Below are 25,374 nucleotides of genomic sequence, written 5' to 3' on the forward strand. Positions count from 1 at the left end.
TGTCGGGGCGCCTTGCTCACCCTGTGCGCCGCCGGGGCGAAGCCGCAAACGCACGTACTGCGTCCGGGCCGCCTGCACTACCTGTGCAGCCGTCGGGTACCCCACCGAAGCGTCCCGACGTCCGGTGGCGCGGGTCTGCTGGCGGGAGAGGTCCCGTCATGGCGTCGGTGGTTCGGGGAGAGGGGGTTGAGTGTTTCGGTGACCGCCGCGGAGATCCCCTGCTGCAACCGGCCGGACAGCGGAGCGCCATTGACCGCTCCCACCAGCTCCTGGGCCAGGTGGTGGAGTTTGGTGTTGGTGCGCTGCGAGGCCTCGACCAGGACGCTCCAGGCGTCCTCGGCGTTCAGAGCGAAGGAGGCCATCAGGACTCCCCGGGCCAGATCGATGACCGGTCTGGTTTGCATGGCCCGTTTGAGCTGGCCGATTTCGGTGCGCAGGTCCTCCTCGGCATCCCTGGGCAACCCGTCCTCCGCCGCGGGGCTGGGGGCGGTACCGGTACGCATGCCCTGGCCGTTGGCGGCCACGCCGGGACCGGCGTCATCCGGGCGCTTGAAGAGCGGCCAGGTGCGGGTGAGTGTGAGCAGGTGCTCGACCGCGGTTCCCGCGGTCTGGATGCGGACTGTCTTGGCCTCCGCCAGGGCCAGGCGGCGGATGTGCAGGAGGATGTTGAGGCCGGAGCAGTCACAGAAGTCGACCCCGGCGAGGTCGAGGTCGAGGCCGTGGAGTGACTGGGCCAGTGCTTCACGCAGGGCGTGCCGCAGCGCCTGCTCCGTGTCGATGTCGAGTTCACCCGCGACCGCCACGACCGTCCGCTCGCCGGCGGGGTATGCCGCGACCTTGAGGAACGGCGAGGTGTGGGCTCCAAGCGTGCCGTCCGCTTGCGTTTCGTGGACGGGTTCGTCCGCGGCGCTCGCCTGGGAAGAAAGCAGATGTTCTTGCATGGGAGTCGCTTCCGGGGCATCCATCCACTGGTCTTTGCTCCAGGTTCGGCCTCCCTCACCTCGCACGTCAAGAGTTACATGAACTCGTTTTCACCCTTTTGAATACGTGAACGTCGGGCACTACGCTGAGAGGCATGGGTGGAGTACCTGAGGGACACAGTGGCTGGACCTTCCTGACCAACCACGCCCGAGTGCTGGCCTCGATCGCCGATGATCCGGGCACTCGTATCCGTGACATCGCCGCGCGATGCCGGCTCACCGAGCGCGCTGTCCAGAAGATCATTTCCGATCTTGAGCAGAACGGCTATCTCACCCACACCCGGCAGGGCCGCTCGAATCTCTACCGCATCGAAGAGGGAACCATCCTCCGGCACCCGGCCGACGCCGGCCTCACCGTGGCGGGCCTGCTGGCCGCCCTCGGCGAGCACGAGAACTCCCACGAAACCCGGCCCGGGCAGGGGGCAGGGCATCAGGGGAGCGATGAAACAGAAGAGCCTGCTGACGACGACACCATGACGGCCACGAGATCCGTTCGGGTCGGCCGGCACCGAGTGAAGTCATGACTCGCGAGGATCGACCGTATGGGGACGGCTCACCAGCGAGTGCCTGGCACGACGTGCCGACGCCCCCGGAGGCTCTCCCGTCCGAACGGCATCTCCCGACAGGGTGTGCAGCTACGCGCGTGTGCTGACGTAGCGCATGGTCGGACCCCGCCGTTCGGGGGCCATGCACCACTGGCACAGGCGGACAACAGCCGCCACTGCCGCACTGTCAGTCGAGGATGCGGAGCTGGGTGTCGGGCTTGCAGTGGGTGCAGGCGCGCACGCCCGAGGTGAGGAGCCGGCGTGCTTCGTCGCGCGGGACGGAGCGTCGTCGTTTGCCCGCGGCGTAGCAGCCGCCGACATGGACCTCGATGGGCCGGCGTCCGTTGCCGATGCCGAGTTCGACGATTCAGTCCGGCTCCTGGGGCCGGTTCTCCTGGCCCTGTTCCTGTTCGGCTTCCCGCTCCTGGAGGGCGGCGATCTTGGTGTCGATGCGCTGCAGCCACATGGCGTGCCACACCCGGAGTGGGAGCAGTTGTGCCAGGTCAGGCGGCAGGTCATCGAACATGTTTCCGATTCTAGATCTGTGGGCGATAGGGTTCGCCGTCTCGCGTGTTCGAATTCTAGTTCGATAATGTGGGGTGGGGGAGGTGGGTGCTGTGGAGGCAGGGACTGAGGCACGGCGGGTGGCGAGTGTGATGCATGTGCGCTGCCCGGACCGGCTGCCGGAGGACGTCTACCGGCAGGTCCTCGAGCAGCTGGCGGAGCTGTCCCCGGTCGTCCAGGCGCTGCCCCCGTCGGCGGCCCTGGTGGAGCTGAAGGGTGCGCTGCGCTACCACGGCGTGGATGGGCGTCGGCTGGGGGAGGTGCTGCGGGTGCGGACCATCTCCCGGCTGGGTGTCGACGTGCGGGTCGGGATCGGCCCGTCCATCACGGTCGCGGCCACCGCCTCCGGCCAGATCACCGAGCCGGGCGGCGTCCTCGCCGTCGACCCCGGCCAGGTCACCGACTGGCTCGGACCGCTGCCCGTGGAAGCCCTGCACGGCATCGGCCCCCGCCAGGCCCAAGTCCTGCGCGACTACGGCGTGCACTGCGTCGGCCTGCTCGCCACGATCCCGCCCGACACCGTGCAGCGCCTCCTGGGCGGCCGGGCCGGACGCCAGGCGGCCGACCGGGCCCGCGGCATCGACCCCCGCCCCGTCACTCCGCGCGCCCTGCCCGCCTCCGCGAGCGTGAGCCGCACCTTCCCCCGGCACACCCTGGACGGCGCCGCCGTCCGCGCGGCCCTGCTCGACCTGGTCACCACCCTCGCCCACCAGCTGCGCCGCCGCGGCCAGGCGGCCCGCGGCCTGACCCTGACCCTGCGCTTCGCCGGAGGCACCACATGGGAGAAGACCCGCCGGCTCCCGGAAGCCTCCGCACACGACGACGACCTGCGCACGCTGGCGTACCGGCTGATCGATGCGGCAGGACTGCAGCGAGGCCGCCTCACCGGGATCACGCTGAAGGGCGAGGACCTGGTCGCCGCCGACCAGGTCGCCGAGCAGATCAGCTTCGACGGAGCGCGCGAGGCCCGGCTGGTCGCCGAAGAGGTCAGCGACCGCATCCGCGCCAAGTTCGGACCCGGCGCGATCCGCCCCGCCACCACACTCCTGCGCGTCTCCTGACGTCCGACCCTGCCATGGAGGCGAGACCCGTGCTGCTCCAACCGCCAGGACTTCCAGGCCTGTTGCCCCACACATTGCCGCACTGGCCGTACACCACCGCGGTGGACCAGGCGCTGGTCGACCGCGGTGTCCCGCCGGGCATCGTCCGCGTCGACCTGGGCGCCCGCCCGGACGAGCGGATGCGCATCTGGCTGAGGTGGGATGTGAGCCGCGGATGTAGTCAGGCGTGACGGCCGGGTCTACCTGACAGGGCCTTCATCTTCTCCTGGCTGTGCGTCAGGCATGTCCAGGATGGCCTCTCGGGTGTACTGAGGGCTCTCTGAGGGTGGGGCCACGCTCGGGGCCATGAGTTCGGTGAGGAGCCAGCTCAGGTCATCCGTGGATAGCGCCAGGCCCAGGGTTTGCACGATGCGCAGAGCACAGTCCCGGATGGACTGAGCGTCCTGCTCGGGCGCCGCCGTGCTCCTAATCTCGTCACACACTCGGCTGAACTGTTCAGCGCTGATCGTTGGCCGGCTTATCGGTTGCGCCATGGTGCGCTCCTCCTGGAAGAGCGGGCGGTTCCACCCGCTCTTCCAGAAAGCGCTGAGCACGCCCCAACGGCAACTGGAGAGAGCCAGCGCGCAGGCGCTCGACCAGAGCCTTCGTTGGCACGCGCTCAACGCGCACTGCTGTCTCACCCGGATCGGGCCTGTTCCGGGCGTGTGAGCTGCAGCTCCCTGCCCTCTTCTACAAGGGAGTCGGTTGCCTGCCGGGTGTCTGGGCAGACAGCGGCCCCCGCTACACCCCCGGCCTGTTAGAGGCGCAACCCCCACCAGCCGGACGGTGCACAGAAAATTCTTGGTCCTGGGCGCGAGCGGTGTGGCGGGGCGTTGACCTGCTGTGGTGGGGGTTGTGGTCGGGGTCTGGCAGGCCGTGGTCGGGGGGTTGGGCCGGAAAGTGATGTGCCTGGTCGGGGTGCCGTGGTGGGGGCGGTCGTGTCTACGGTGAAAGCCGTTCGGACGTCCTCGCCCGCCTCGTGGGGGCCGTCCGTGCATCCCTCAGTGGCGGCGGGTCCGGCGCCACGGCCGGCACTCACCAGCTGGTCCCGGATCCGTCGCCGTGAGAGCCGGTCACAGCCACGAGAGCAACGGAGGTGCCCCAGTGCGGACCGCGGTCCAACTGCGCGGTCATCGCCATACCGGCCCGCGGAGCGCAGCGCGTCTGCGGTGAGCAGAGGCGGGAGTGCCCTACCGAGTCCCCTACCGTTCCCCCTACCAACTCCCCTACCGGCTCCTGTAGTAGCCTGCCTCTGGTTTGCGCAGGTCAGAACCTATATTCGGCGCCGCTGAAGCCCAAGGGCAGCAAGTGCGCAGGCCGTGGAGCAACCCAGGACTGAGGGGGAGTGGTGGGGGTGGGTGGGTCGCGGACGTATCCGTACGGCTCCACGAGCGCGGTGCGCGCACATGTGCTGGCCGCGCTGGGGGTGCTGAAGCTCGCGACGGCCGATCAGATGCACCGGCTGATGGCGCCGGGCCATAAGGACAACAAGGCGTTCCGGAACGCGGCGTTGGATCTGGCGCGGCATGGTCTCGCGGTCTCGGAGGGCAGCACCCGGGACGGCAACAAGCTCTGGAACCTGACGCCGCTCGGATTGGACGCGGCAGCGGAGGTCCTGGGCAGGCCGGCGGGGGAGATGGGGGGGGACGGCGCGTGGTGCGGCCCGCTCGGGTGCCCCGCACGCGATGGCGGTCAACGAGACGGTCATCGCCATCACCCGCACGCCCGCCACGGCGACCCGGCCGGTGCCGCGCCAGCAGCCCGCTCCGACGCCGACAGTCACGGAAGAGGAGTCGGCTCCGGGGCTCGTGCTGGAGACGCCGGGGTTGGGCTGGGTCGGTTCCTGGTTGACCGAGGTCCCGCTCAATCTCCCCACCAGTAGGGGCATCCGGGCCGGGGTTCGCGCGGATGCGGTGCTCCAGGCGCCGGAGGCGGGGTTGCCGGTGTTGTTCGTGGAGGTCGACAACTGCACCGAGTCCGCCGACACCCTGGCGGCCAAGTTCGAGAAGTACTTGCGCTACTTCCGTCTGAAGTCCAAGAATCCGCTCGGCAGCGAGAGTCCGGTGTGGCGCGCCCAGTACCCGTCGACCGGGCGGGAGGGATACCCGCCGGTGGTGGTCGTCTTCAACCCCGGCATTCGGACCGGCCCGCAGGCCCTGAAGAACCGTATGAACACCGTCATGGAGCTCACGCGTCTCGTCTGGTCGGGCAGCTACCACGGCGCCGGCGGTGGGTACGGCGCCGAAGAACGGGACGGCTACTACGACTACGCCGACGCCATCCCCCTCCTGTTCACCACCCTCGATCGCCTCCAGACCAGCGGCCCCCGCGATGCGGTGTGGTGGCGTTGCGGACACGGCCAGTGGGAAACCCTCCCCGACGCGCTGGCCAACCCCGCCGACCACGACGCCTGGTACGCCCGCGACGAGCAACGCCGCCGCCAACGCGACGAAGAACGCGAGAGGCAACACCAGCAGCGGGCGGCGGAGAGGGATCGCTGGGCTCAGGAACCTGACCCGGATCCCGAGCCGGCCCCCGAGGCCGCGCCGTGTCAGCGGTGCAAAGGGCCGGTCACCGGCCCGCTCGGCTACGACCTGGAATTTGCCCCGCCTGAGGACGGCCGGCACTGCCCCTCCTGCCGCACCGACCTGCGCCAGCAGTACCCGACCCTGCGCCAAGCGGTCTTCGGACGGCGTCCGCGCAGCAAGTAGCCCGGCCCCGCCAGAGCGTGATGCTGTTGGCTTATTCGGGGTCTGGGTCTACTTCGCCCTGTCGAGGATGAGCTCGGCGGGGCGAAGTGATGCGAAGTGGCTGGTGCGGGTGCGGGCCCGGGGAGTCTGGGTGATGTGGGCGTCGATGCGGGCGAGGTTGATCGCGGCGCCGGTGAGCTGGTGCTGAAGGCTGGTCTTGGCCAGCCCACCGTAGCGGGATCTGCGCAGACCGCAGCGTTGGACAGCCTGGGACATGGTGCCCTCAACCCCCGCCCGAACCTTGTAGCGCTCCTTCCAGGCATCGGTCTGCTGCTCGGCCCTGGCCGTCTGGAGCGCGGCATGCTCGTCGCGGCGACGTAGTCGCAATTCACGGGGCCGTTTGACGTTGGGCGCAGCCGCCGTGCGGGCCCTGGCGTTCACCCACGCGGACGTGGCGGGTCTGCTCGTGCCGCCGATGCTGCTGAACCTGGGCGTTGACGGTGACCCCTACGACGACCCCGCACCGCTGGGCACGGTCCAGCAAGCACTCGCCACCCTGCTCGTCCTGGAGGTCGGGGATGTGCCCGCGCAGCTCGAGCGGACCGGCAGCACAGCCGGAGACACCGTGCGCCAGCGCCTGTTCGGTGTCCTGGAACAAACCAGCCGCCTCATCGACCCCGAAGACCGATTCAGGACCGCCAGTGACCCCCAGCTCGATGAGAGCCGGCAGACAACCGTCTTCGAGTATCTCCTCTCCACCTGCCTGACCCGCATCGGGGGAGACTGGGGCGACGACGTAGGCGTCCACGCCGCGATCCTGACCGAGCAGCTGGCCCAGACCCACCCGGCCTGGGCCCAACCACACCTTGCTGCCCTCCTGGGCGCGGCCTTGACCACCATCGACACACTGGAGTCGGCAGACACCGCACCCGCCCCGCTCCTGGCCGCCCCCGAAACACTGCCGCCCGAGCTACGGTTCCTCGAACGGATGGCCTACCAGCAGTCCCTGGCGTCCAGCATCGGCAGGCTCCTGGACGCTCTGGAACACATCGCCACCCTCGACCCGGTGGCCGTGTGCAGGGCGGTCATCGACACCATCGCCGACGAACGCGAGAGCCAGCGCGAACAGGTCATCGTGCCGCGGCTGCTGCCGCTGCTGGGAACGCTCGGACGACGGCACGGCGACCACCCCGGCCTGCTGCGGATGATCCTTCCGCTGCTGCACACCTACATCGTTGACTCCGACGTCGCCTCGCGGTCGGCCGCACTGAGCGCCTGGGCGGACATCGGCGCCGTCCACCCTGTGCCATCCAGCATCTCCGATCTCCTGCCCGCCCTGCTCGACGACCACTACATCGCTGTCATCAACGGCGTCCTCGACACCGCCATACGCCTGCAGTGGAGCGACAAAGACACCCTCCGTCTTCTGGTCTACGCGCTGATGGTCTGCGCGCAGGTCGACACCGACCGCTTCCCCGACACCGTCACGAAGGCCATGACGGCCGCCGCCCGCCTCACCCGCGGCGACGAAGCCCTCCGCCTCCACGCCGAACAGCAGATCCTCCAACGCGCCGCCGACCTCGACCGCTACCACCTGCGCGACGCCCTGCGCCGTGACTGGCTGCCCCAGACCGCCGTCAGCCCGGCCATGGCCCGGCTGCGCCTGCGCCAGGTCCGCGACCCCTACATCAACGACCGGTTCAACACCCACGACAACCGGCAGTTGCGCGCGTTGCTGGACTGCGGCCCGGGCCTGGCCGGCCTGACGGCCGAGGAACTGCGCAAGGCCGCCCTCGAGCTGGGTCCACACCGCGTGATCGGGGCGACCGAATACGCCGAGGTCGCCTGGCGGGCCGCCCGTCCGGCGGACGCCGCCGCCCTCATGAACACCGTCCTCGCGGCGATCCCCAACGAGCCCGCCTTCACCGTCCACCGGAAGCTGGCCTCGCTGATCGCGGCTGCGGCCGCATTCGACGCCGTCGCAGCCACCGCAGGCGACACGAGCGCGGCCGCCCTCGCGCTGACACATGCCGCACACGCCCTCGGCACAGACCACGACGCCCACGCTCTGGCGGACCAGGTCCGCACCCGCACCACGCTCCGCAGCCTGCTCACCGGCCGCGTACTGGCACCGCCGGCCGCCGGCACGGACTACCCCGGCCAAGCCGGCAGAGACCCGGCCGTCGCGCTTCGTGCCCGCGCAACCCAACTACGCACCACCGCAGACACACTCAGAGACCAGGCCCAGGAGGCAACGGCGACCGCCGCCTACGTGCGGTGTTTCGCCGGGCTGTGCGAGGTGGCCGCCTTCTTGATCAGGCTCGATGCGGCCGAACTCGACGCCGACACCGCTGAGATGACCGCCCTGGCCACTGCGGCCCGCCGCCGCGCAGCCGCTGCCACCACCGAACTCGACAAGCGATTCGACGCCGCCGACCCGCTGGCCGCACCCGTACGGGCGGCCCTGGAGCAGGTGCAGTCGCTCACCGACGCCAGCGGCGTCGCCGACCTTCTTGCCCACTGGGCCGCCCTGTCCGTGCCTCTGGTGATCGCCCGCGGCCCGCGCCGCACACCGCTCACCTCCCACGCGGCAGCCCGAGACGGGGACCCGGACGTTCCGTCCGCAGAGCAACAGCCGGCCGTAGCCGTGGTCTTGGCCAGCGTGGACGGCCACCTTGTCACCGGCCCGCAGGTTCTGCGCCCCTCGACGGTCTACGAACTCCGCCTCGACGTACGCACCGGTCCCTGGCCGGAGTGGGCCGAGTCCCTCGAAGCCGAGCTCCTCAGCCACCTCACCCCCAACGAGGCGGAAACGCCCGCCTACTTCTGGCCGCGCCCGCCGCACCCGGACGGCACAATGACGCTGAGTGCCACCGGTACGCTCATCCTCCGCTTCGGCCTCCCCGCCGGCAGCTTGGCCCCACCGTTCTCGGTCACTCTGCGCTGGCGCGGCACCCGGGACGGCAAACCGGTCTCCCAGGGCCTCGACGTCGCCGGACACCGCGAGATCCGCTGCAGGCCCTTCGACGCCTCGCGCGACTTTTTGACCAGCTTCCCCGTCTTCGACGGACGGCTGATCGCCCTCTACGAACGTTTCCACCACGCCGGCTACGACGAGGACCAACTCCAGGCGTTCTGCCGCCTGTTCACCGCCATCTGCCGCACCGGGCTCACCATGACGTGGAACAAGCAGTACAAGCGCGGCAGCCACGTGACCGAGCGCAAGTTCCACGACGACCTGTACAGAGAACTGCAGGCAGAGCCGGAACTCGGCGGCCGCCTCGAACGCGGCAGCCCCCTCGCGCTCGGCTTTCTCGACGTCCGGCACGACGGCATCACCGCAGAACTGAAGGTCGAACGCAAAACCCCGGTCACCAAAGAGACCGCCCCCAAGTACATGGGGCAGCCTACCCAGTACGCAGCCGCCGACGGCGCACGTCTGTCGATCCTGTGCATCCTGGACATGAGTCGCAAGACATCACCCGTCGGCGTGCCGGAGAACTACCTCTTCACCCTCCAGCCGGCGCTCCACGGCCTGACCAACCCCGAGGCCCCGTCCCTTGTCGCGGCCATCGTTGTCAACGGCAACCTGCCCACCCCCAGCACCTGGTCGCGCCGCAGGACACCCACACAGCCCACCCCCTCGCCCTGAACCTGCCCGACACCGGGCTGCCCTGAATCGGATTGTCGTGCGGGTGGCTGCTGCGTCATCCTTGCTGTAACCGCGAGGCTCTGGACCAGGCGGCTCACCTACTCCTGGAAGGCCTGATGACCCTCGGGAAAACGCAGACAGACCCAGCGCCGCTGTGCCGCGCAGACTTGAGGCGTTCGTGGTGCGCGCTCGCCGGGTGGAGGCACATTCCCTGGCGGCGGACTGGGACGCACTGGTCACTCTGGCCGATGCGCCGTACACGGTGACGGCCCGTGGCAACGGTGAGGCACACGTCCGTCAGGAGTACCCGGCCGAGGAGGTCGTCGAGTCGGCCGCCGCTCGGGTCAGGCCTCTGCTGCTCGAAGGCGACGCCTGTTCCTATCTGAAGGCACTGGCCGCAGTGGGGTACTTCTGCCGGAACCGGCCGCATGACACGCAGTGGGTGAAGGCGGCGCGGGCCGAGTGGCGCACGAGAACGGACTCGAACGCCCCACGGGAAGGCGGCTACCAGGTCATGATCGGCGACGATGCCGCGGGCTGGACCGCCGAACTCGACGACCGCAAACTCGCCACAGCATGGATCTACGGCGACGTGGTTCATCACGACACCGATCTCCTCGAAGAGGCCGATCCCTTTGGCCTGTCCGAACGGTTCCGCGCTGCTGTACCCCTGGTTGCCTCGGTCATGGTTATGGCGATCGAACTCCTCAACTACATCCGGGCCCTGCACACTGACAGCCTTCTCGGCCTCCCAGCGGAACTGTTCGAACGTGAGGTCGTGCTGACGTCAACGTGCTGGGAGCAGGTGATGCGTGTGTTCGCAGCGCCTGTGGGAACGCCCGCACTCGCTGATGCCCTGTCCCCCTTCAGCGAGCACTGGACCCCGTGGTCGGGCAGCGCCGTCCTCAGGCACGCAGACGACTGACCCCGAATCGCCGGAAGGGCTAACTGCTCCCAGCAGCTTGCCCGTTGTCGGCCCACTGCTTGCGCAACATGGCCCGAGTGGGCCGCCGGCTGCGGTGAGCACCGGTGACGTAGCAGAGCACCCTCCACCCGGCTGCCTGCAGGGCGGAGACTCTGCACACCCTTATGCGCTGGTCACTCCTTCACCAGAGCTGTGTAGCCGTGGCGGGTTGTATAGGAGCTGCGCCTGCTGGGTCGGTCTCCTCCCGCGCCGCTGCCAGCCACGACCACGGCTTGGACCAGTCGACCCCGGGGCACACCAGCCGATGTGGGATCCGGCACGCCGTACCCGGGGCCGGTTCCGCATCACGGGGACACCAGGCCACCCCGTCGTTTAGGTCCGTCCTGACATGCTTCCGGGCGTGGCGGCCCTGTCTATGCCGGACTGCCTGAGATGGCCCGCTTTGGCGGGCCGAGGGTGAGCGGGGGTTGCACGACCGGCCCAGCCGCCCCCTGACAACACCCCACCGCACGACGGCAGCGGTGGAGGCTCTCGGGTCTGTCGGCTGCGTCAGGACCGCAAACTTGGCCCCGCCCGCCTCGGTCCTTTGCTGGACCTGCCCACCTCGACCGTGCACCGCATCCTGGTCCGCCACGGCCTGAACCGGCTGGCGTTCATGGACCGGCCCACCGGCCAGGTGATCCGCCGCTACGAACGCGACCGCCCCGGCGAACTCATCCACGTCGACGTGAAGAAGTTCGGCCGGATCCCCGACGGTGGCGGCCACAAGACCCTGGGCCGCCAGGCCGGCCGGGCCACCCGCAGCAGGATGGGCTTCGACTACGTCCACTCCGCCGTCGACGACCACTCCCGCCTCGCCTACAGCGAGATCCACAGCGACGAGAAAGCCGCGACCTGCGCGGGCTTCCTGACCCGCCGCCGCGTTCTTCCACGCCTGCGGCATCACCCACATCGAGCGGGTCATGACCGACAACGCCTGGGCCTACCGCAAGAGCTTTGCCTGGACGGCCGCACTGGCCAACCTCGGCGCGACCGGCAAGCTCACTCGCGCCTACCGGCCCCAGACCAACGGCAAGGTCGATCGCTTCAACCGCACCCTGCTCGACGAATGGGCCTACCTACGGCCCTACACCAGCAACCAAGAACGAGCCGAAGCCTTGGCAGACTTCCTTCGCACCTACAACCACCACCGCTGCCACACCGCACTCGCCGGACAGCCACCCATCACCCGCGTCAACAACCCGGCGGGTCAATACACACCCGGCTGAGCATCTACGCCGTCGCCGAGGTCCTCCGCTCCTGGTGCATCTGACCTGGGCGACGGGCATACGCCGGTCCCGGCTGATCGCGTCGGCGCCCGCCCGCGTACGGCGCGCCCCGACGGGTCTGCGAGGATGTCCGGCGGCGTCCGCACCGGGCCCCGCAGCGGTGCGCGGGTCCGGAAATGCGCAGGCGGCGACGGGCGGACGGGTCGGGCCCGGCGGGCGGGAGAGCGGAGTGGTGGGGGACGTGCCGGAGTACCCGGAGTACGTTGCCGCGGCGGTGTTCGCCGTGGGCGGCGTCGTCCATGCCGTGCTGGCGCCGCACCGGTTCTCCACCGCTGTCCTGTTCTGCCTCGCGGTGACGTCGGCAGGGCTCGGCGAGGCCGCCCGCAGTGCGGAGACTCACCCCACCGTCGTGACCGTGCTCGCCGTCGCCGCCCTGCTCATGACCCTCGCGCTGGGCCTGCTCCTGCTGGTCGACAGCATCGTCCTGGTCCGGCGCTACGGACCGCAGGCGTCCCTGCTGGCCACCGGCGCCGCCGGCTGCGCCCTGCTGGCGGTGCTCGGCCTCGACGCGGTCGTCCAGACTGCCGGGGGCGAGGTGGCGGGTGCCCTCATGGTGGCGGTGAACGCGGCCGCCGGATACCTCAGCCTGCTCTTCCTCGCCTTCACCGTCTACGTGTTCGTCCGGGGCCGCAGCACCCCGCCGCCGGAGACCACCCATGTCGTCGTCCTGGGCGCCGGGCTCAATGGCGACCGGCCCGGTCCGCTGCTGCGCCGCAGGCTGGAGCGGGCCCTCGCGGTCGACGACGCCGGCGCACCGGACGCAGACGGTGTGGTGTTCGTCGTCTCGGGCGGCCGGGGCGACGACGAGGTGCGCTCCGAGGCGGACGCCATGGCCGACTACCTGCGCGCACGCGGGGTGGCTGCCGACCGGATCGTGCGGGAGGACCGCTCCGTGAACACCGGGCAGAACCTCCGCTTCAGCGCGGCTCTCATGGACCGCACCGCTTCCGGGCACCGTGCCACGGTGGTCACCAGCGGCTTCCACGTCTACCGCACGGCCCTGCTGGCCTGTCGCTCCGGCGTCCTTGTCCACGTCGTGGGGGCGCCGACCTCTCCCGCGTACTGGCTCTCCGCGACCCTGCGTGAGTTCGCCGCCGTCCTGTGGTTGGACCGGCTGCCCCTGATCGGGCTCAGCCTGCTGCTGGCGGTGCCTGTGGCGACAGCGGTCTTCCAGCGCTGAGGCACCCGTCGCGCGTGCCGCCCCGGGCAGCAGGGTCGGCGTGGCTTCGCCAGCAACCCGCGCCCGCGCCGAACAGCGGGGGTGGCCGCTGGCTGACGGAGCTTGCAGGTCACAGCGCGATCGGATGGTATCTGAGAGCTTCGTGGACGATCTGCTCTGCATTGAAGTCATCGGGACTGGGAATGACTTCTCCGGCCAGGATGCGGCCGTCGAAGGTGCCGATGATAGCGACGCTCTGCTGGCGACAGCCTCCTCACCGAATTCCTTAAGGAGTTGGGCTGTACCAGTGGCGACCGACGACCCCGCGCGTCTTAGAAGGTGTCTCGGTTGGTGTGCGGTTCACATTCCGCGCTCCGGTCCGTACGTCTCCCACATGCGCTGACCCGGCCCTGTGGGCAGGTATTCCAGCAGAACAGGGCCGGGGTAGAAGACCGCGCTGTCCCAGCCGGTCATCTCCCCGCCGACCAGGTACCGGTACAGCCATTCTGCGAAGGTCATCGCGTGTCCCACCCAGTCACCTTCTGAGCCCTGGACTACTACGCCCATGGAAATCCCGTGAACTTGGGTAGCCCCGAAGATCACGGCCCCCTGGTCGGTGGAGGCGAGGGGGATCAGGCCCTCGGCGGTTCCAAAGCTGAGCTGCGGGAGGTTGCAGAAGACGCGAGGGTCGTCCTCCGGCTCAGTGACGTAGGACTCCCATGAACTCTTTGCCCAGGTGGCCGACGTCGAACGTATGCGCTCGGCCAGGTTGAACCATGCAGATGCCGGATGGTGGAGGTAGAGGTGCCCGTTGATCTGCACCGGCGCGTAAGCGTCGACGATCTGCTTGTAGTCCGCCGGCAGGGCTCTGCCGACTTCCTTCCGGCCTGGAGCTGATGACCGCCCTGCACCCGCCGACCCGGGCCTCCGAAGCGGACGCGACAGGCAAGCGGCACTCCGAGCACAACCCCGGCTCGCTGGGGAAGGAGCCGGTGGACTGCGCGCCGTGCGAGGCCCCGGACGGGCACCCGCTGCTCGCCGACCTGCCGCGCTTCCACCACCGCACCCCGGCCGAGGTCCTGGTGGAGGAGGCGTACGACTGGGCGCGCCCGCTCACCGACGCCGAATGCCTTCGCCGGAACCTGGTGGGCATCGACGTGAACATGGCCTTCGCCGCCGGAGCCAACGGGTTGACCGTCGGTCTCGGTGAGCCGACGCAGGTCAAGAACCCGGTGTTCGACCCGAAGCTGCCCGGCTCGTGGCTGGTCGACCTGTCCCACGTCGACCTGTCGAAGGTGAAGGTCGCCAAGGACAAGTGGGCAAACCTGGACGCCAGTCTGCTGCCCAGCCCGTTCACGCCGAAGGGCGAGCGTCCCGAGGGCCCGGCCTGGTACGCGACGCCGAAGGTTGCCTATGCGGTGGAGCTGGGCTACGAGGTGCGGCCGATCGAGGCGTACGTCCGCTACGACAAAGGCCGCTACCTGGACGGCTGGCACAACCGGCTCCGTGATGCCTACCTCGCCACCATGGCCGACCTCGGCGTCGATGCCGACCTGTCGCCAAAACGGACAGCTGTCCGGCAGGAACGCCCGATCACACACGACCGGAGTCATCGCTGCTGACGTCGCGCCACCACGCAGCGACTCGGCTGTCCATCCAGTAGAGCATTTCGGCCTTGCCCGTCGTGTTGTCAGAACCACCTTGGCTGTTCTCGACTGGCCAACGCTTCTCCTTGAACAGCTGCGCAGAGATGCGACTGAGAGCAGCGTGCTCGTTGCTCTGTTGACGCTCCGGCAGCCCGGAGCGCTGCAGAATTTCGGTGAACGTGATCTTCTCGTCAGGGCGTTCAGCCGTGGCCTCGAAGAGCGCACGAACCCCTGGAAGGTGGTTCACCTTGCTCCACAGCAGCTCGACCTGAGTCTTTGTCCACAACCCCTGGCGCCCTAGGTCGACAGCGGTGTCGGTTCCGTCGATGTCCGCAAGCAGTCCGTTGAGCTTGGCATTGAGGGATTCGACGTCAGCAAGTGCGGAAACGACGGCGGCACGCAGCGTTGCACGATCCACGGCAGGACTCCCCTGTTCGACTTCGTGGACGAAACCACATGACAGGACCGTACGACTTCGTCTACGAATCCACAAGTCCACCTCCGGCCGTCAGTGTGCCACGCGCCGGCGTCTGATCACTCGGTGGACTGGCCTTTCTCTCCGTCGGGCCGTACGGGCCGACGCTGACGCCTACGGTCGACGGACGTATACGGACACGAGGCGCAGCCGGGGGAGTGGATGAGGAACTGGGAGAAGACACTGTCCGTCCTGGAGGCGCTGCGCGAGCGCGGCCAGGCAGCCGGGCACAGCTGGACGCTGGACACAGAGCTCCTCCCGCCGCACCAGCTGCAAGTCAACGCTCTGGAGAAGCAGGGCCTGGTGGAGCTGGCCGACCGGGAAGACCGGGCGAAACTCTCCGCGCTGGAAGGCCGGCCCGTGCGCTGGGCGGCCCGCCTGACCCCGCACGGGGACGACACCATTACCTACGGCCGGTCCCGACCCCGGGCCGAGCCCTCACCCGGCGGGGAAGGACCGAGGCAGCTGGTGGAGCTGATCTAGCGTGCTCGATGACGGCGAACACGTACAGCCGCACTCCGGACAGAGTGACCGTTTCGAAGAAGTCGCAGGCCAACAGGACGTCAGCCTGGGAGTGCAGGAAGTCGGCCCAGGTACTGGAGTTCCGTTCGGGCGCAGAGTCGATCCCGGCCTCCTTGAGGATCTCCCAGACTGTGGAGGCAGCTACCTTCACGCCCAGCACGAGCAGCTCACCGTGCACCCTTCTGTAGCCCCAGCTGGGATTTTCGCGTGCCAGGCTCAGCACAAGGGTCCTGATCGAGTGCACGGTCCGTGGCCAGCCTGGGCGCTTTGGTCGAGAACGGGCCGCGTGACGGCGGGCAACCAGGTCGCGGTGCCACCGCAGCACCGTGTCCGGGCGCACCAGCAGCCGCACCCTGCGCAGCATGTCCCGCGGGAGCTGATGCAGTAACGCCGCCAGGAACGCCCGATCACTCTCGCCGAAACGCGGCCTGGTCCCGCCCAGTTGCCGTTCCAGCACCATGATCTGATGGGGCAGCGCCAGGATTTCCACCTCCTTGTCCCGGTCACTCATCGGCAGCAGGCGCAACATGGCAAACGCGTTGGTCACGCCTAGCGTGAGTCCAACCGGCCGCGGGTAGGAGTGCCGGGCCGCCCGGTGTCACCCCGAGGGTCGTTAGTGTTGCCCCATGAGCGCATTGGGCATGGCGGAGCTCGAGGCCATGATCGAAGAGGCGACTGTCGACGCCTACAACGAGGACGAGCAGCTGACCGGTCTGTTCACCATGCTTGAGGAGCATCTCGACCTGCCCTTCACCACCGTGGTGCTCGGCGTCGAGGCGACCGTGGGCGGCATCGACCTCACGCCGGACGGGAGGATCGTCGCCCTGTGCTCTCGCGGCGGCATGCGGCAGTCGATCGGAATCCTGGATCTGCCTTTGCCCAGCCCGGCGCCCGAGGGCGCGCAGTGGATCGAGGCATACCGTCACTGGGCCGCTTGAGGTCGGGCACCTCACACCCACGCGGAACCGGTTGTGTGGAAGGGCTGAACATGGCTGACGCCGAACAGGGCACGCATCAGGAAGTCGGCGAACGGTCGCTGACCGACCTCATCGAGCGCAGTGCCGAGTTGAAAGGGCAACTGGTCGCCTTCGGGCAGAGCTCCCGCTTCGACCGGTGGTTGACGCCCCTCCTGCTGGAGGCCGCAGGGCCTGAGCGGCAGCTGGACGAGGGCGAGGCGATCCGGATCGTCGACCACTTCATCCTGCGGTACCGCCTGCCGGACGGTTCGACCGTGGCGGACCGGTTCGTCGCCGGACGGAAGGACTTGACCGCGGTCGACCGGGAGATGCTGCTCGGCTGGCGCGACCCGGTCGAGGGCATCTTCGAGATCCAGCGCAAGGAAAAGGATGCCGTCGTCCTGCTGAACCTGATCGACGACCTGGAGTACCGCACGTACTCGAATGTCGGGCGGGCGGCGTTCCGCGGAGTGTCCAAGGGGGACTTCCTCCACATCTGCCTGGTACCGGTTCACACGGCCGACGGGGCGTGGCTGGTGTCCGGGGCGATGTCGAGCTACCCCAAGTCCAGCGCCACCGAGATCGCCCAGGCCGCTCTCCAGCTGGCCACCAGCCGACCCGAACTGGTCTTCCGCAACCCCCAGAAGGTCGAGCAGGGGTGGCAGGCGATGCGGGAGGACCGGGCCGCGTTCGTCGAGTTCTGCGGCGGCGACGAACTGGCCCTTCAGCCTGCCGAAGCCGAGGATCTCCTCAACGCCTACTACCGCCACCGCCAAGAGGCCGCCGTCGCCGGACAGCCCGACCGCGCCCGGGGCAGGCGACTGCCCGGCCTGGACCTGCCCTTCTTCGAGTTGCCGCCGGAACTAGCGGGCTCGGACACCATCGGTGTCATCTACGACCAGGTCGACGGTCTCAACTTCTACGCGGACTACGGAATGCTCCGGGACCTCTTCGTGGAACCGGCGCTCGGGGGCCGCAGGCAGTACCAGGACCTGCTGCGCACGTACCTGCGTGAGGAGTCGATCGGGCCGCTGCCGATCCGCCGACTGGCTACCGCTCACCCGGAGACAGCCGACACTGTGTTCCGAAAGCTGCTGCGGAAGCCCGGATTCACCTGGAGCGAGCACGGCGAGGCGCTGCTGCGCCGACGTAAGCCCTGGTACTACGCGTACGAGCCCCGCCCTGGTGTCTCCGTCATCGGCGACCGCCTCAGTGCGCTTGCCGCCGGCCGTCGACAGTCACCGTTCCCACGGCTGTGACTGCGGCGGAACACTGGGCGGTGCAGAGGGTGAGGCCGGAGGCGCTGCCGGTCTTCCTGGGGCGGGCCGGTCCGTGAGACGGCTGCCGGTGCGGGCTCCCGAGCCGGCCCGGGGCCCTGGCTGTGGTTGGCGTCACCAGGTGACCGCGCGCGATACGGAAGTGGAGCCGCAGGCGCGCCGGGCGGCCCCAGCTGTCGTGATCGGCATGCCGTCCACGCACCTGCTGATCATCGGAGACCGTGCCGCCCTGAGCTGGGTGGTGACCGAGCAGCGGATGGCGTTCCCGGCGGGCCGGTCCAAGGCGGCCCGTGCCCTGGAGGAGGGCGACGAGGTCTTCCTCTACACCACGCGGGGCTGCTTCCGGAACCCTACGCGCGACCTGGGACGTGTCATCGGCCGGGCCTTGGTTGCCAGTTCCGTGCGGGTCCTGGACGTACCGGTCGTCTTCGGGGAGCGCGCGTTCACGGAAGGCTGCCGCCTGGAGGTGTCCGGCCTGGCCGGCTTCCGCGAGGGGCTCGTCCTGCGCGACCTGGTTCCGCGGCTGTCCGTCTTTCCGGACACGGCCACGTGGAGCGTCCGTATGCGGCGGGCGTCGCTGACTTTGCCGCCGGGCGACGACTCTGCTGCTTAATTCTGGGTTGGGTGTGGCTCTCTCCTCGCGGGACGCCTTGAGCTGCTCGTCGGGTGACGGGGGCCTGCCCGACTCTCTGCTGCGCTCCTCGCGGCAGCAACCGGTTACCGCGGCTCCCGCTTCACTGGCGCGTGCGCACGCGGAACTCGTTGCCGTCGGGGTCGGCCAGCAGCACCGCGCCGTCCGCGCCGTGGGCGGAGTCGAGACGCTTCGCCCTGAGGGAGAGTAGGCGCTCGACCTCCGCTTGCTGGTCGTCGTCGAGCGCGAGGTCCAAGTGCAGGTCCTTGCCGGGGTCCGGCATGAGCGGCGGACCACCCCACGTGATCTTCGTACCGCCGTTCGGTGACTGGATGGCGGTCTCCTCGTCCTGGTCCCAGACCAGCGGCCAGCCCAGCGCCTCGCTCCAGAAGTAGCCCACGATCTGCGAACCATGGCAGGCGAGCGCTCCGATGAAGCCGCAGCCGGCGAGGAAATTGTTGCCCGGCTCGATGACACAGAACTCGTTGCCCTCAGGGTCGGCGAGACAGGACCAGAAGGAGACCGTGGCCAGGGCGCTCGACCTCGGTGCGAAGCACGCTGACGTCGGCCAGGGACCGGACGCGTCCCATGTGCGAGCCGACGATTCTCACGATGGCGTCGCCCTGTTGTCCGGGAATGACGCCGGCTACCGCCTCAGCTTCCGTCCCTCCCAAACGCAGAAGGCCGCCCAGAACCGGCTGCATTTCGACCTGACCAGCTCCTCCCTGGATGCCTAGCGCATTTCTGGTCCGGCGTCCTGGGGTTGGAGAAAGCATCCTGGGCGGGACGTTCAACGACGGCTCGGCCGCCCTGGGGACGCACGAACTGGACAGCGCACAGTTCTGCGTCGTCGACCGCGCCCTCACGTCGGCGGCCGAATTCGGGATCGACTCGAATGGCGGACTCGAGACCGAGTGACCCGGATCGACGTCAGCGTAGAAGCCCCCGTGAGCGCAGCGCTCACGGGGGCTTCTACGCTGCGTGGGTCAGCCGCTGACTCGAGTGCCCACACCCGCAGTCGAGCTACTCGGCATTGGTCTTCTCCGCCGTGGGGAAGCCCGACACCGACGCCAGGAACTGCGCTGACGTGAAGTAGGGATTGTTCGTGCCACCGAGCACCTCGATGAGGATCGCTTCCCCGTCGCACTCCATGACTCGGTACTGGTCACCTGCCCGGAGCGCGAGGCCCTTGCCGTCCTCGCCGTCGGACACGACGTCGAAGACCTGGCCCTTCGTCGAGCACGGGGCATTCCGCTTCTTGGCCGCAGCCTTGGCAGACCTGAATACGTTCTTCCCCCCAGCTTCAGCACCCCGGCCGATGGCCCACCCGCTCACGGCAGTGACGACGGCTAGCGCCACGGGGCCGCCCACCTTCTTCGCCAGCGTCGTCATCGTCTGGTATCCCCCCAGATTGCCCACCCATGCCTCCTCGTTGGCCGTACCTCAGGGGCAATCCTAAGGAATTACGTAATTGGTCCGGCTCGCTCCGGTGTGGTCGCTGCTGGTCAGCCGCGGTTCCACAGGTCAACGAAGTGGTCGCTTCTTCGGCATCTGCGAACTTCCCTCAAGATCTGGGCCGGTGGGGTTTCACGCTGGAGCGATGAGCGCTGATCTGTAGGCGAGCGGAACCTCGTGGGTGGATGAGTTCGTGCTGGCCTTGGCGGCAGGCGGGGTCACAGACCGGTGGATTCTCCAGCAGCGGGCGTGGGTCGAGCAACTGCTGGCCTTCGCCGCCCGTCCGGTGTGGGAGGTCCAGCCCCGCCGACGTCGACGAGTGGCTGGTGGCGGCGCGGAAGCGGCGGACGGGACCGCAGACCCGGGGACAAGATGGCGCAGGCGGTGTACCGGTTCTACGCGTTCGTCGAGACCCGCTACGGCGCTTGGGTGCGCGAGGCAGTGGCCCGGCCGGTGGTGTGCCCGGTCGACGAGTTCAACCGGCCCCGGCGCCTGGCCCGCGTCGGCGTCCGCATCCCGCCCTCGGCGCAGGAAGTCGAGTTCCTCTTCACCGCCTGGCGTTACCACCTGCCCAGCCTGCGGGGGACGGCGTTCCTGACGGCGGCGCGGGACTACGTGGCGGAATCGTTGTGGCGGCGCCTGGGCCTGCGGATCAACGAGACGGTCCGACTGCGGGCGGGGGACTGGTATCCGCACGCGGGCACCTACGGGATCCTCCACGTGCGGTGCGGTAAAGGAGCCAGGGGCAGCGGGCCACGCGAGCGGCTGGTGCCGCCCATCGACGGGACGGACCGGCTCCTGGCATGGTGGCTGACTGAAATGCGCTCGCAGTTCGGTGACGAGTCGGTCGGCGGGCAGGCCGTACTGCTGCCCAGCCGTCAGCACCCCCTCGAGGGCGGACGGCGCCCGGCCTGTACGGTCACGCTGCGCGACGGGGACGGCGCTGCGCCCGGTGCGGCCGAAGCTGCCACCATTGTGACGCCCCGAAACCCGGCTACCGCCCCCGCGGGCGCGACCACCGGTCCCGGTAGGTCCGCTCTCGCGGTCCCTGGCCAGGGAATGGTGCCTCCGGCCCAGGTCAAAGATCCGGATCGCCGCTATCGGAATCGGGCTGAGGAGGGCGAACATCGCGAAGGGCCTCGGCAGCAATGTCCTTGAACCGCTGGAACGTTCGGGTCTCGCCCGTCAGGTCTCCAAGATACTCCGTGAACGTTGCAAGGCCGCCTTCGATCCAACGGACCTGATCCATTATGGCCAAGGCGAACAAGCGTGGAGTCAGATGGTCGGGGACTTCGAACCGTACGTCAGGGAAGGCATCGCTGATGTACTGCATGCACATGGATCGTCCTTGCGGGTCTTGCATCATCGGCAAGTCCAGGAACGCGTCGCTCAGTTCTGCCATGTAGCGGCCCACTGCCGATCGCTCGGCCTGCGGGCGGCTACGCCGCTGTGGCACGGGCTCAGTGTCATTGCGCGAGGCGGCGATCCAGAGGGCATGGAAATGCCGGCGCTCTTCGGACGCAGACAGACCTGGGGCTTGCTCGCTCAAGGCCTTCACGAGGACGTCGACCATGCCCCACCTCGGCAGGCGCCCCCTGCTGAAGACATCGTAGATACGGCTGTGACTGAACGCCCCTCGGCCAAGTGCCCGCTCCAGGTCACGCACTGACGGCTGGCCCGCGAGCAGGTGCAGATGATGGAGCGCATCGTTCAGCTCTTTCAGCCGCCCAGGTGGGAGCTCAGGTCTGCGGAGTACTCCCAACAGGCCCTCCTGCCGTCTGAATCTGTCCGATTCTGTATGACAACACTTCCCGAAACAGTCCTCCCCGGGCAATACGTACGGCGTTGTCGGACTCCGTAAAGCGGGCTCCCAAAGCCCTCACCCTGTAGATAAAGGGCCGTCCGTAGAGGGGAGTTGAGGTCCATGGAAGGCAAGCGCCTACGACGTCTGCGTCATGCCGCGCTGTTCGCGGCCGTGCGAGGAGCGTCCACCGCGGCCGGCGGTGCACTGGTCGGGGCGATCCTCTGGTGGATCCGGCAGCGATGACGCGGGAGTTGCCGGCGCCCCCGGCCAAGCCTGCTGCACAGGGGTGCGGCGAGGGCTGCGGGTGCCGGCCACTGTGATCCAGTTGCTCAACTGGGCTGCGGGCTCCCTTTCCGCCTGATCCTTATGGGCGGACCGCCTGACACCCGCGCTGACTGTGTTGTGCGGGCAGCACGCCGCCCGGGGGACTGGCCGTGTCACCGGGCCACCGTCATGGCTGTAACTGCGGGGCCACGACGGAATGTCGGTGCCGGGGTTTAGAGTGATCTCTGTTTTAGCGCGGCCCGCCGGGCTTCCGCTGTTTGCGGACATGCCCCCACCCGCACACGGTGTTTCGTGCTGCCCGGGGGATTGTTTCGTGTCGTTGCTGCGGATGTCTGCGCGTGCTGTAGCTGAGGCGGCGGGTGCCGGCTCGCTGGTGGAGAGCCTGGCCACACAGTTCCAGTTCACCTATGGTTTTGAGGCCGGGGTGAGTGAGAAGAGGTCGTGGGGCAACAGCCTTCCCGCCCTCGCCCACACCCTGCTCGATGCGGGCCTGGGGGACGTCGAAGTCCTCATCGAGTATCCGGTGCCGCTGTCCAGCTACCGGGTCGACGCCCTGCTGGCCGGCGCCTACCCCGTAACGGGTGAGCCGTCGTATGTGGTGGTGGAGCTCAAGCAGTGGACGGCCGTCGAGCTGGTGCCGGACGCCGAGGACCTGGTGACGGTGCAGGGCATGGGCAACACCGCCCGCCTGCACCCCATCGCGCAAGTACGCCGCTACTGCGACCACATCGCGGACTTCACGAAGTCCTTGCACGGCCACGAACATCGGATCAGCGGCGCCGCGTTCCTGCACAACGCCACCGACTTCGGCGTCGATGGCCTCTTCGACCTGGAGTCCGACGCGTACGGGCAGTTGTTCACCGCCTCCAGCAAGGGAAAGTTCCAGGATTTCCTCACCGAACGCTTCGCCGCCGACTCCGGCGCGCACGCGGCGGACGCGCTGCACCCGGAGCAGATCGCGCCCAGCAAGCAGCTGATGGCCGTCGCAGCCCAGGAGATTCAGGAACGCTCGCAGTTCAATTTGCTCAACGAACAGCAGGTGGCCTACTCGCTGGTGATGCGGGCGGTGAAGAAGGCGAAGCAGGCCGACTTCAAGGAAGTCATCGTCGTCACCGGCGGACCCGGCTCCGGCAAGAGCGTCATCGCGCTCGAAGTTCTCGGCGAGCTGTACCGCACCGGGGTGACGGCCATCCACGCCACCGGCTCCAAGTCCTTCACCACCACCCTGCAGAAAGTTGCCGGCAAAGGCAGCACACGTATCCGGAAGCTGTTCGGCTACTTCAACCACTTCACCCACGCCGAGAAGAACGGCCTGGACGTGCTGGTGTGCGACGAGGCCCACCGCATCCGGGAGTCCTCCAACCACCGCTTCACACCCAAAGACAAGCGCAGCAACCGCCGCCAGATCGAAGAACTCCTCGATGCCGCCCGCATTCCGGTCTTCCTCCTCGACGAACACCAAGTCGTGCGCCCCGGCGAAATGGGAACCGTCGACGAGATCGACCGGGTGGCCAAGGCCAAGGGCCTGACCGTCCGGCATGTGAACCTCGACGGACAGTTCCGCTGCGGCGGCAGCCGCGCCTACGAACAGTGGGTCCTGCGCCTGCTCGGCCTGATCCCGGGCGGCCCCCTCCCCTTCGAAGGCGACGACCACTTCACGCTCACGGTGGCCGACACCCCGCAGGAACTCGAAGCCATCCTGCGCTCCCACCAGGAAGCCGGGCTGCAGGCGCGCATGACGGCCGGGTTCTGCTGGCCCTGGAGCGAGCCGGTCGTCGACGAGGCGAAGAACTTCGTCGGCCTCGTCGACGACGTCAACCTGCCCCAGTGGGACTTCAAGCGCCCGTGGAACGTACAGGGAGACCGTGCCATCGGCGGCTACCCCTCAAAAAACTTCTGGGCCACCGACCCGGCCGGGTTCACGCAGGTGGGATGCATCTACACGGCGCAGGGCTTCGAATACGACGTCAGCGGCGTCATCTTCGGCCCCGACCTGGTGTGGCGCAACGGCGTATGGGTCGCCGACAAGAAGTCCAGCAAGGACACCGTCGTCGCCCGCGCCCCCGAGCACGAGTTCGCGCACCTGATCCGCAACACCTACAAAGTGCTCCTCACCCGCGGCATGCAGGGCACCGTCCTGTTCTCCACCGATCAGGAGACCCGAGAGATGCTGCGCTCTTTGGTGCGGTCAATGTAGGCGACGCGGCCCGGTTGTGGCGCAGGCCGCTACGTTGCCCGAACCGACTTACGCTCCGCCATAGTGCGGATCCTTTGCCGGCCCAAACCGCGGCACTACCTGACGAGCCTCGAAACCAGGCGCTACGCTCTGCCCCCGGGTGGTGACGCTGCGCCCGCGTCACCGCGGTCTGTGCACGGGGGAACGATGAGCCAGGATTTTGAAGGCGTCGAACTCGCGAAGGCCGTCCAGTCGTTGCGCGACGAAACTGCTGGAAGCCGCGGTACAGGGAGCCGACCAGGCGGTCCGCTTCGCGGTGGACTCCATCGAGCTCGAGTTCACGGTCGAGCTGCGCAAGGACGTCGCGGGCAGGGTCGGCATCAAGGCCTGGGTGGTCACTGCTGGAGCCGACGCCTCGCGAGGCCGGGCCGACACGCACCGGGTGAAGCTCACGCTGAGCCCCAAGGACGCGGCGACGGGACGCGCCCTGGAGATCGGCAGCGCCGATCGCGGCGGCACCGCCGGCTTCACACGGCCCCCCTCCGTCCGGTAGCGGGTCGTGAACCCGACCCGCTCGCGCCTGGCTGCCGAGACGGCGGACACGCGCTTCGTTACCGAGTGGTACACGCATCCGCGTGAGTCCAACCGGCCGCGCGTAGGAGTGCCGGGCCGCCCGGTGTCACCCCGAGGGTCGTTAGTGTTGCCCCATGAGCGCATTGGGCATGGCCGAGCTCGAGGCCATGATCGAAGAGGCGACTGTCGACGCCTACAACGAGGACGAGCAGCTGACCGGTCTGTTCACCATGCTTGAGGAGCATCTCGACCTGCCCTTCACCACCGTGGTGCTCGGCGTCGAGGCGACCGTGGGCGGCATCGACCTCACGCCGGACGGGAGGATCGTCGCCCTGTGCTCTCGCGGCGGCATGCGGCAGTCGATCGGAATCCTAGATCTGCCTTTGCCCAGCCCGGAGCCCGAGGGTGCGCAGTGGATCGAGGCATACCGTCACTGGGCCGCTTGAGGTCGGGCACCTCCCACCCACGCGGAACCGGTTGTGTGGAAGGGCTGGACATGGCTGGCGCGACGCGCGGCTGCAGCGGTGCTGCTTGCTCAGCTATCTCTTGCAGCGTTGACAGGCTGTGAGCCCCTGCTTCTTGGCCTTGTCCTCGGGCATTGACTCCTGACCCATGTAGGTATCCTGCTTTC

At 68.6% G+C, this 25,374-nt stretch carries 24 protein-coding genes and 6 pseudogenes; 19 read left to right on the plus strand and 11 right to left on the minus strand.

The features are described 5' to 3' along the window. Positions 1–77: 77 nt before the first annotated feature. Positions 78–941 (minus strand): ANTAR domain-containing protein, encoded by an 864-nt coding sequence (locus FNV62_RS53775; protein ID WP_143600124.1) that lies wholly within the window; start codon positions 939–941, stop codon positions 78–80. A gap of 134 nt (positions 942–1,075) precedes the next feature. Here FNV62_RS53775 and FNV62_RS53780 point away from each other — a divergent pair, with 134 nt between their 5' ends. Then, positions 1,076–1,504 (plus strand): helix-turn-helix transcriptional regulator, encoded by a 429-nt coding sequence (locus FNV62_RS53780; protein WP_143600123.1) that lies wholly within the window; start codon positions 1,076–1,078, stop codon positions 1,502–1,504. Between the two features lie 208 nt (positions 1,505–1,712). On the opposite strand, the gene FNV62_RS56795 is transcribed toward FNV62_RS53780, so the two are convergent. Further along, the gene (locus FNV62_RS56795) at positions 1,713–1,892 is read right to left on the minus strand and encodes a DUF6233 domain-containing protein (RefSeq protein ID WP_225900951.1); all 180 of its coding nucleotides are present in this window, start codon (positions 1,890–1,892) and stop codon (positions 1,713–1,715) included. After that, entirely contained in the window at positions 1,893–2,051 is a 159-nt protein-coding gene (locus tag FNV62_RS56800) for a hypothetical protein (RefSeq protein WP_225900759.1), read from the minus strand. It lies immediately after the preceding gene. A 130-nt stretch (positions 2,052–2,181) separates the two neighbouring features. Here FNV62_RS56800 and FNV62_RS53790 point away from each other — a divergent pair, with 130 nt between their 5' ends. Both FNV62_RS53790 and FNV62_RS53795 read left to right on the plus strand, forming a co-directional pair. After that, a complete protein-coding gene (locus FNV62_RS53790; RefSeq protein WP_143605174.1) occupies positions 2,182–3,150 on the plus strand; it encodes a hypothetical protein in 969 nt (322 codons plus the stop codon). A 1,673-nt stretch (positions 3,151–4,823) separates the two neighbouring features. Beyond that, a pseudogene (locus FNV62_RS53795) lies at positions 4,824–5,900 on the plus strand (replication-relaxation family protein); the annotation flags it as partial. Positions 5,901–5,948: 48 nt separating this feature from the next. Here the strand turns inward: FNV62_RS53795 and FNV62_RS53800 are convergent. Next, positions 5,949–6,272: pseudogene (locus FNV62_RS53800) on the minus strand (transposase); the annotation flags it as partial. A 7-nt stretch (positions 6,273–6,279) separates the two neighbouring features. On the opposite strand from FNV62_RS53800, the gene FNV62_RS53805 reads away from it, so the two are divergent. Both FNV62_RS53805 and FNV62_RS53810 read left to right on the plus strand, forming a co-directional pair. Then, positions 6,280–9,531 (plus strand): hypothetical protein, encoded by a 3,252-nt coding sequence (locus FNV62_RS53805; protein WP_164657684.1) that lies wholly within the window; start codon positions 6,280–6,282, stop codon positions 9,529–9,531. Between the two features lie 178 nt (positions 9,532–9,709). Then, positions 9,710–10,456, plus strand: a complete 747-nt coding sequence (locus tag FNV62_RS53810; protein WP_225900760.1) for a hypothetical protein — start codon at positions 9,710–9,712, stop codon at positions 10,454–10,456. Positions 10,457–10,637: 181 nt separating this feature from the next. Here the strand turns inward: FNV62_RS53810 and FNV62_RS56805 are convergent, their stop codons facing one another. After that, positions 10,638–10,967 (minus strand): DUF6083 domain-containing protein, encoded by a 330-nt coding sequence (locus FNV62_RS56805; RefSeq protein WP_144316302.1) that lies wholly within the window; start codon positions 10,965–10,967, stop codon positions 10,638–10,640. Here FNV62_RS56805 and FNV62_RS53815 point away from each other — a divergent pair. Together FNV62_RS53815 and FNV62_RS53820 are read left to right on the plus strand one after the other, a co-directional pair. Continuing rightward, positions 10,900–11,724, plus strand: a pseudogene (locus FNV62_RS53815) (IS481 family transposase); the annotation flags it as partial. The gene FNV62_RS56805 and the pseudogene FNV62_RS53815 overlap by 68 nt on opposite strands. A 241-nt stretch (positions 11,725–11,965) precedes the next feature. Next, positions 11,966–12,964: a YdcF family protein gene (locus FNV62_RS53820; RefSeq protein ID WP_144316303.1), complete on the plus strand. Its 999-nt coding sequence runs from the start codon at positions 11,966–11,968 to the stop codon at positions 12,962–12,964. Between the two features lie 339 nt (positions 12,965–13,303). On the opposite strand, the gene FNV62_RS53825 is transcribed toward FNV62_RS53820, so the two are convergent. Next, complete coding sequence (locus FNV62_RS53825) at positions 13,304–13,462, minus strand: hypothetical protein (protein WP_225900175.1); 159 nt, start codon at positions 13,460–13,462, stop codon at positions 13,304–13,306. Positions 13,463–13,824: 362 nt separating this feature from the next. Here FNV62_RS53825 and FNV62_RS53830 point away from each other — a divergent pair. Next, positions 13,825–14,505: pseudogene (locus FNV62_RS53830) on the plus strand (transcriptional regulator); the annotation flags it as partial. A 31-nt stretch (positions 14,506–14,536) separates the two neighbouring features. Here FNV62_RS53830 and FNV62_RS53835 read toward each other — a convergent pair. Beyond that, on the minus strand, positions 14,537–15,007 hold the full coding sequence (locus FNV62_RS53835) for a hypothetical protein (RefSeq protein ID WP_144316304.1): 471 nt from the start codon (positions 15,005–15,007) through the stop codon (positions 14,537–14,539). 219 nt (positions 15,008–15,226) lie between these two features. Between FNV62_RS53835 and FNV62_RS53840 the strand changes: the two genes are divergently transcribed. Beyond that, positions 15,227–15,547 carry a DUF6417 family protein gene (locus FNV62_RS53840; RefSeq protein WP_144316305.1) on the plus strand — a complete coding sequence of 107 codons (321 nt, stop codon included), beginning with the start codon at positions 15,227–15,229 and terminating at the stop codon, positions 15,545–15,547. Position 15,548: 1 nt separating this feature from the next. Here the strand turns inward: FNV62_RS53840 and FNV62_RS56810 are convergent. Further along, positions 15,549–16,115 (minus strand): annotated as a pseudogene (locus tag FNV62_RS56810) (integrase); the annotation flags it as partial. Positions 16,116–16,212: 97 nt separating this feature from the next. On the opposite strand from FNV62_RS56810, the gene FNV62_RS53845 reads away from it, so the two are divergent. The 3 genes from FNV62_RS53845 (at position 16,213) to FNV62_RS53855 (ending at position 18,432) form a co-directional block, all read left to right on the plus strand. Further along, the gene (locus tag FNV62_RS53845; protein WP_144316306.1) at positions 16,213–16,524 is read left to right on the plus strand and encodes a calcium-binding protein; all 312 of its coding nucleotides are present in this window, start codon (positions 16,213–16,215) and stop codon (positions 16,522–16,524) included. Between the two features lie 50 nt (positions 16,525–16,574). After that, the gene (locus FNV62_RS53850) at positions 16,575–17,801 is read left to right on the plus strand and encodes a hypothetical protein (protein WP_144316307.1); all 1,227 of its coding nucleotides are present in this window, start codon (positions 16,575–16,577) and stop codon (positions 17,799–17,801) included. 205 nt (positions 17,802–18,006) lie between these two features. Continuing rightward, positions 18,007–18,432 carry a hypothetical protein gene (locus FNV62_RS53855; RefSeq protein WP_205523203.1) on the plus strand — a complete coding sequence of 142 codons (426 nt, stop codon included), beginning with the start codon at positions 18,007–18,009 and terminating at the stop codon, positions 18,430–18,432. 121 nt (positions 18,433–18,553) lie between these two features. Here the strand turns inward: FNV62_RS53855 and FNV62_RS53860 are convergent. Then, positions 18,554–18,955, minus strand: a pseudogene (locus FNV62_RS53860) (VOC family protein); the annotation flags it as partial. Between the two features lie 19 nt (positions 18,956–18,974). Here FNV62_RS53860 and FNV62_RS53865 point away from each other — a divergent pair. Both FNV62_RS53865 and FNV62_RS53870 read left to right on the plus strand, forming a co-directional pair. Further along, positions 18,975–19,187: a hypothetical protein gene (locus FNV62_RS53865; RefSeq protein WP_225900761.1), complete on the plus strand. Its 213-nt coding sequence runs from the start codon at positions 18,975–18,977 to the stop codon at positions 19,185–19,187. Next, positions 19,180–19,368, plus strand: a complete 189-nt coding sequence (locus tag FNV62_RS53870) for a hypothetical protein (RefSeq protein WP_144316308.1) — start codon at positions 19,180–19,182, stop codon at positions 19,366–19,368. The genes FNV62_RS53865 and FNV62_RS53870 overlap by 8 nt, the downstream gene beginning before the upstream one ends. 105 nt (positions 19,369–19,473) lie before the next feature. Here the strand turns inward: FNV62_RS53870 and FNV62_RS53875 are convergent, their stop codons facing one another. Further along, positions 19,474–19,869, minus strand: coding sequence for a hypothetical protein (locus tag FNV62_RS53875; RefSeq protein ID WP_097282962.1), 396 nt, complete (start codon positions 19,867–19,869; stop codon positions 19,474–19,476). 408 nt (positions 19,870–20,277) lie between these two features. Between FNV62_RS53875 and FNV62_RS53880 the strand changes: the two genes are divergently transcribed. Next, positions 20,278–21,063, plus strand: a complete 786-nt coding sequence (locus FNV62_RS53880; protein ID WP_144316309.1) for a hypothetical protein — start codon at positions 20,278–20,280, stop codon at positions 21,061–21,063. On the opposite strand, the gene FNV62_RS53885 is transcribed toward FNV62_RS53880, so the two are convergent. Continuing rightward, positions 20,984–21,478: an effector-associated domain 2-containing protein gene (locus FNV62_RS53885; RefSeq protein ID WP_144316310.1), complete on the minus strand. Its 495-nt coding sequence runs from the start codon at positions 21,476–21,478 to the stop codon at positions 20,984–20,986. The genes FNV62_RS53880 and FNV62_RS53885 overlap by 80 nt on opposite strands. Positions 21,479–21,829: 351 nt before the next feature. Between FNV62_RS53885 and FNV62_RS57415 the strand changes: the two genes are divergently transcribed. From FNV62_RS57415 to FNV62_RS53900, 4 genes are all read left to right on the plus strand, one after another. Next, a complete protein-coding gene (locus tag FNV62_RS57415) occupies positions 21,830–21,952 on the plus strand; it encodes a hypothetical protein (protein ID WP_257040156.1) in 123 nt (40 codons plus the stop codon). A gap of 238 nt (positions 21,953–22,190) precedes the next feature. After that, positions 22,191–24,191, plus strand: coding sequence for a DUF2075 domain-containing protein (locus tag FNV62_RS53890; protein WP_225900762.1), 2,001 nt, complete (start codon positions 22,191–22,193; stop codon positions 24,189–24,191). A 295-nt stretch (positions 24,192–24,486) separates the two neighbouring features. Beyond that, positions 24,487–24,723 (plus strand): trypco2 family protein, encoded by a 237-nt coding sequence (locus FNV62_RS53895; protein ID WP_263986814.1) that lies wholly within the window; start codon positions 24,487–24,489, stop codon positions 24,721–24,723. Between the two features lie 154 nt (positions 24,724–24,877). Next, positions 24,878–25,189, plus strand: a complete 312-nt coding sequence (locus FNV62_RS53900) for a calcium-binding protein (protein ID WP_144316311.1) — start codon at positions 24,878–24,880, stop codon at positions 25,187–25,189. Positions 25,190–25,374 lie beyond the last annotated feature (185 nt).

Source organism: Streptomyces sp. RLB3-17 (assembly GCF_007113425.2).
Classification (GTDB): Bacteria; Actinomycetota; Actinomycetes; order Streptomycetales; family Streptomycetaceae; genus Streptomyces; species Streptomyces mirabilis_D.

Bases quoted from the DNA above. Each gene is read 5' to 3' on its own strand.
- FNV62_RS53775 (WP_143600124.1), bottom strand. From the start codon at position 941: ATGCAAGAACATCTGCTTTCTTCCCAGGCGAGCGCCGCGGACGAACCC.
- FNV62_RS53780 (WP_143600123.1), top strand. From the start codon at position 1,076: ATGGGTGGAGTACCTGAGGGACACAGTGGCTGGACCTTCCTGACCAAC.
- FNV62_RS56800 (WP_225900759.1), bottom strand. From the start codon at position 2,051: ATGTTCGATGACCTGCCGCCTGACCTGGCACAACTGCTCCCACTCCGG.
- FNV62_RS53790 (WP_143605174.1), top strand. From the start codon at position 2,182: ATGCATGTGCGCTGCCCGGACCGGCTGCCGGAGGACGTCTACCGGCAG.
- FNV62_RS53825 (WP_225900175.1), bottom strand. From the start codon at position 13,462: ATGACCTTCGCAGAATGGCTGTACCGGTACCTGGTCGGCGGGGAGATG.
- FNV62_RS53840 (WP_144316305.1), top strand. From the start codon at position 15,227: ATGAGGAACTGGGAGAAGACACTGTCCGTCCTGGAGGCGCTGCGCGAG.
- FNV62_RS53845 (WP_144316306.1), top strand. From the start codon at position 16,213: ATGAGCGCATTGGGCATGGCGGAGCTCGAGGCCATGATCGAAGAGGCG.
- FNV62_RS53850 (WP_144316307.1), top strand. From the start codon at position 16,575: ATGGCTGACGCCGAACAGGGCACGCATCAGGAAGTCGGCGAACGGTCG.
- FNV62_RS53855 (WP_205523203.1), top strand. From the start codon at position 18,007: ATGCCGTCCACGCACCTGCTGATCATCGGAGACCGTGCCGCCCTGAGC.
- FNV62_RS53870 (WP_144316308.1), top strand. From the start codon at position 19,180: ATGCCTAGCGCATTTCTGGTCCGGCGTCCTGGGGTTGGAGAAAGCATC.
- FNV62_RS53880 (WP_144316309.1), top strand. From the start codon at position 20,278: ATGGCGCAGGCGGTGTACCGGTTCTACGCGTTCGTCGAGACCCGCTAC.
- FNV62_RS53885 (WP_144316310.1), bottom strand. From the start codon at position 21,478: ATGGTCGACGTCCTCGTGAAGGCCTTGAGCGAGCAAGCCCCAGGTCTG.
- FNV62_RS57415 (WP_257040156.1), top strand. From the start codon at position 21,830: ATGGAAGGCAAGCGCCTACGACGTCTGCGTCATGCCGCGCTGTTCGCG.
- FNV62_RS53890 (WP_225900762.1), top strand. From the start codon at position 22,191: ATGTCGGTGCCGGGGTTTAGAGTGATCTCTGTTTTAGCGCGGCCCGCC.
- FNV62_RS53900 (WP_144316311.1), top strand. From the start codon at position 24,878: ATGAGCGCATTGGGCATGGCCGAGCTCGAGGCCATGATCGAAGAGGCG.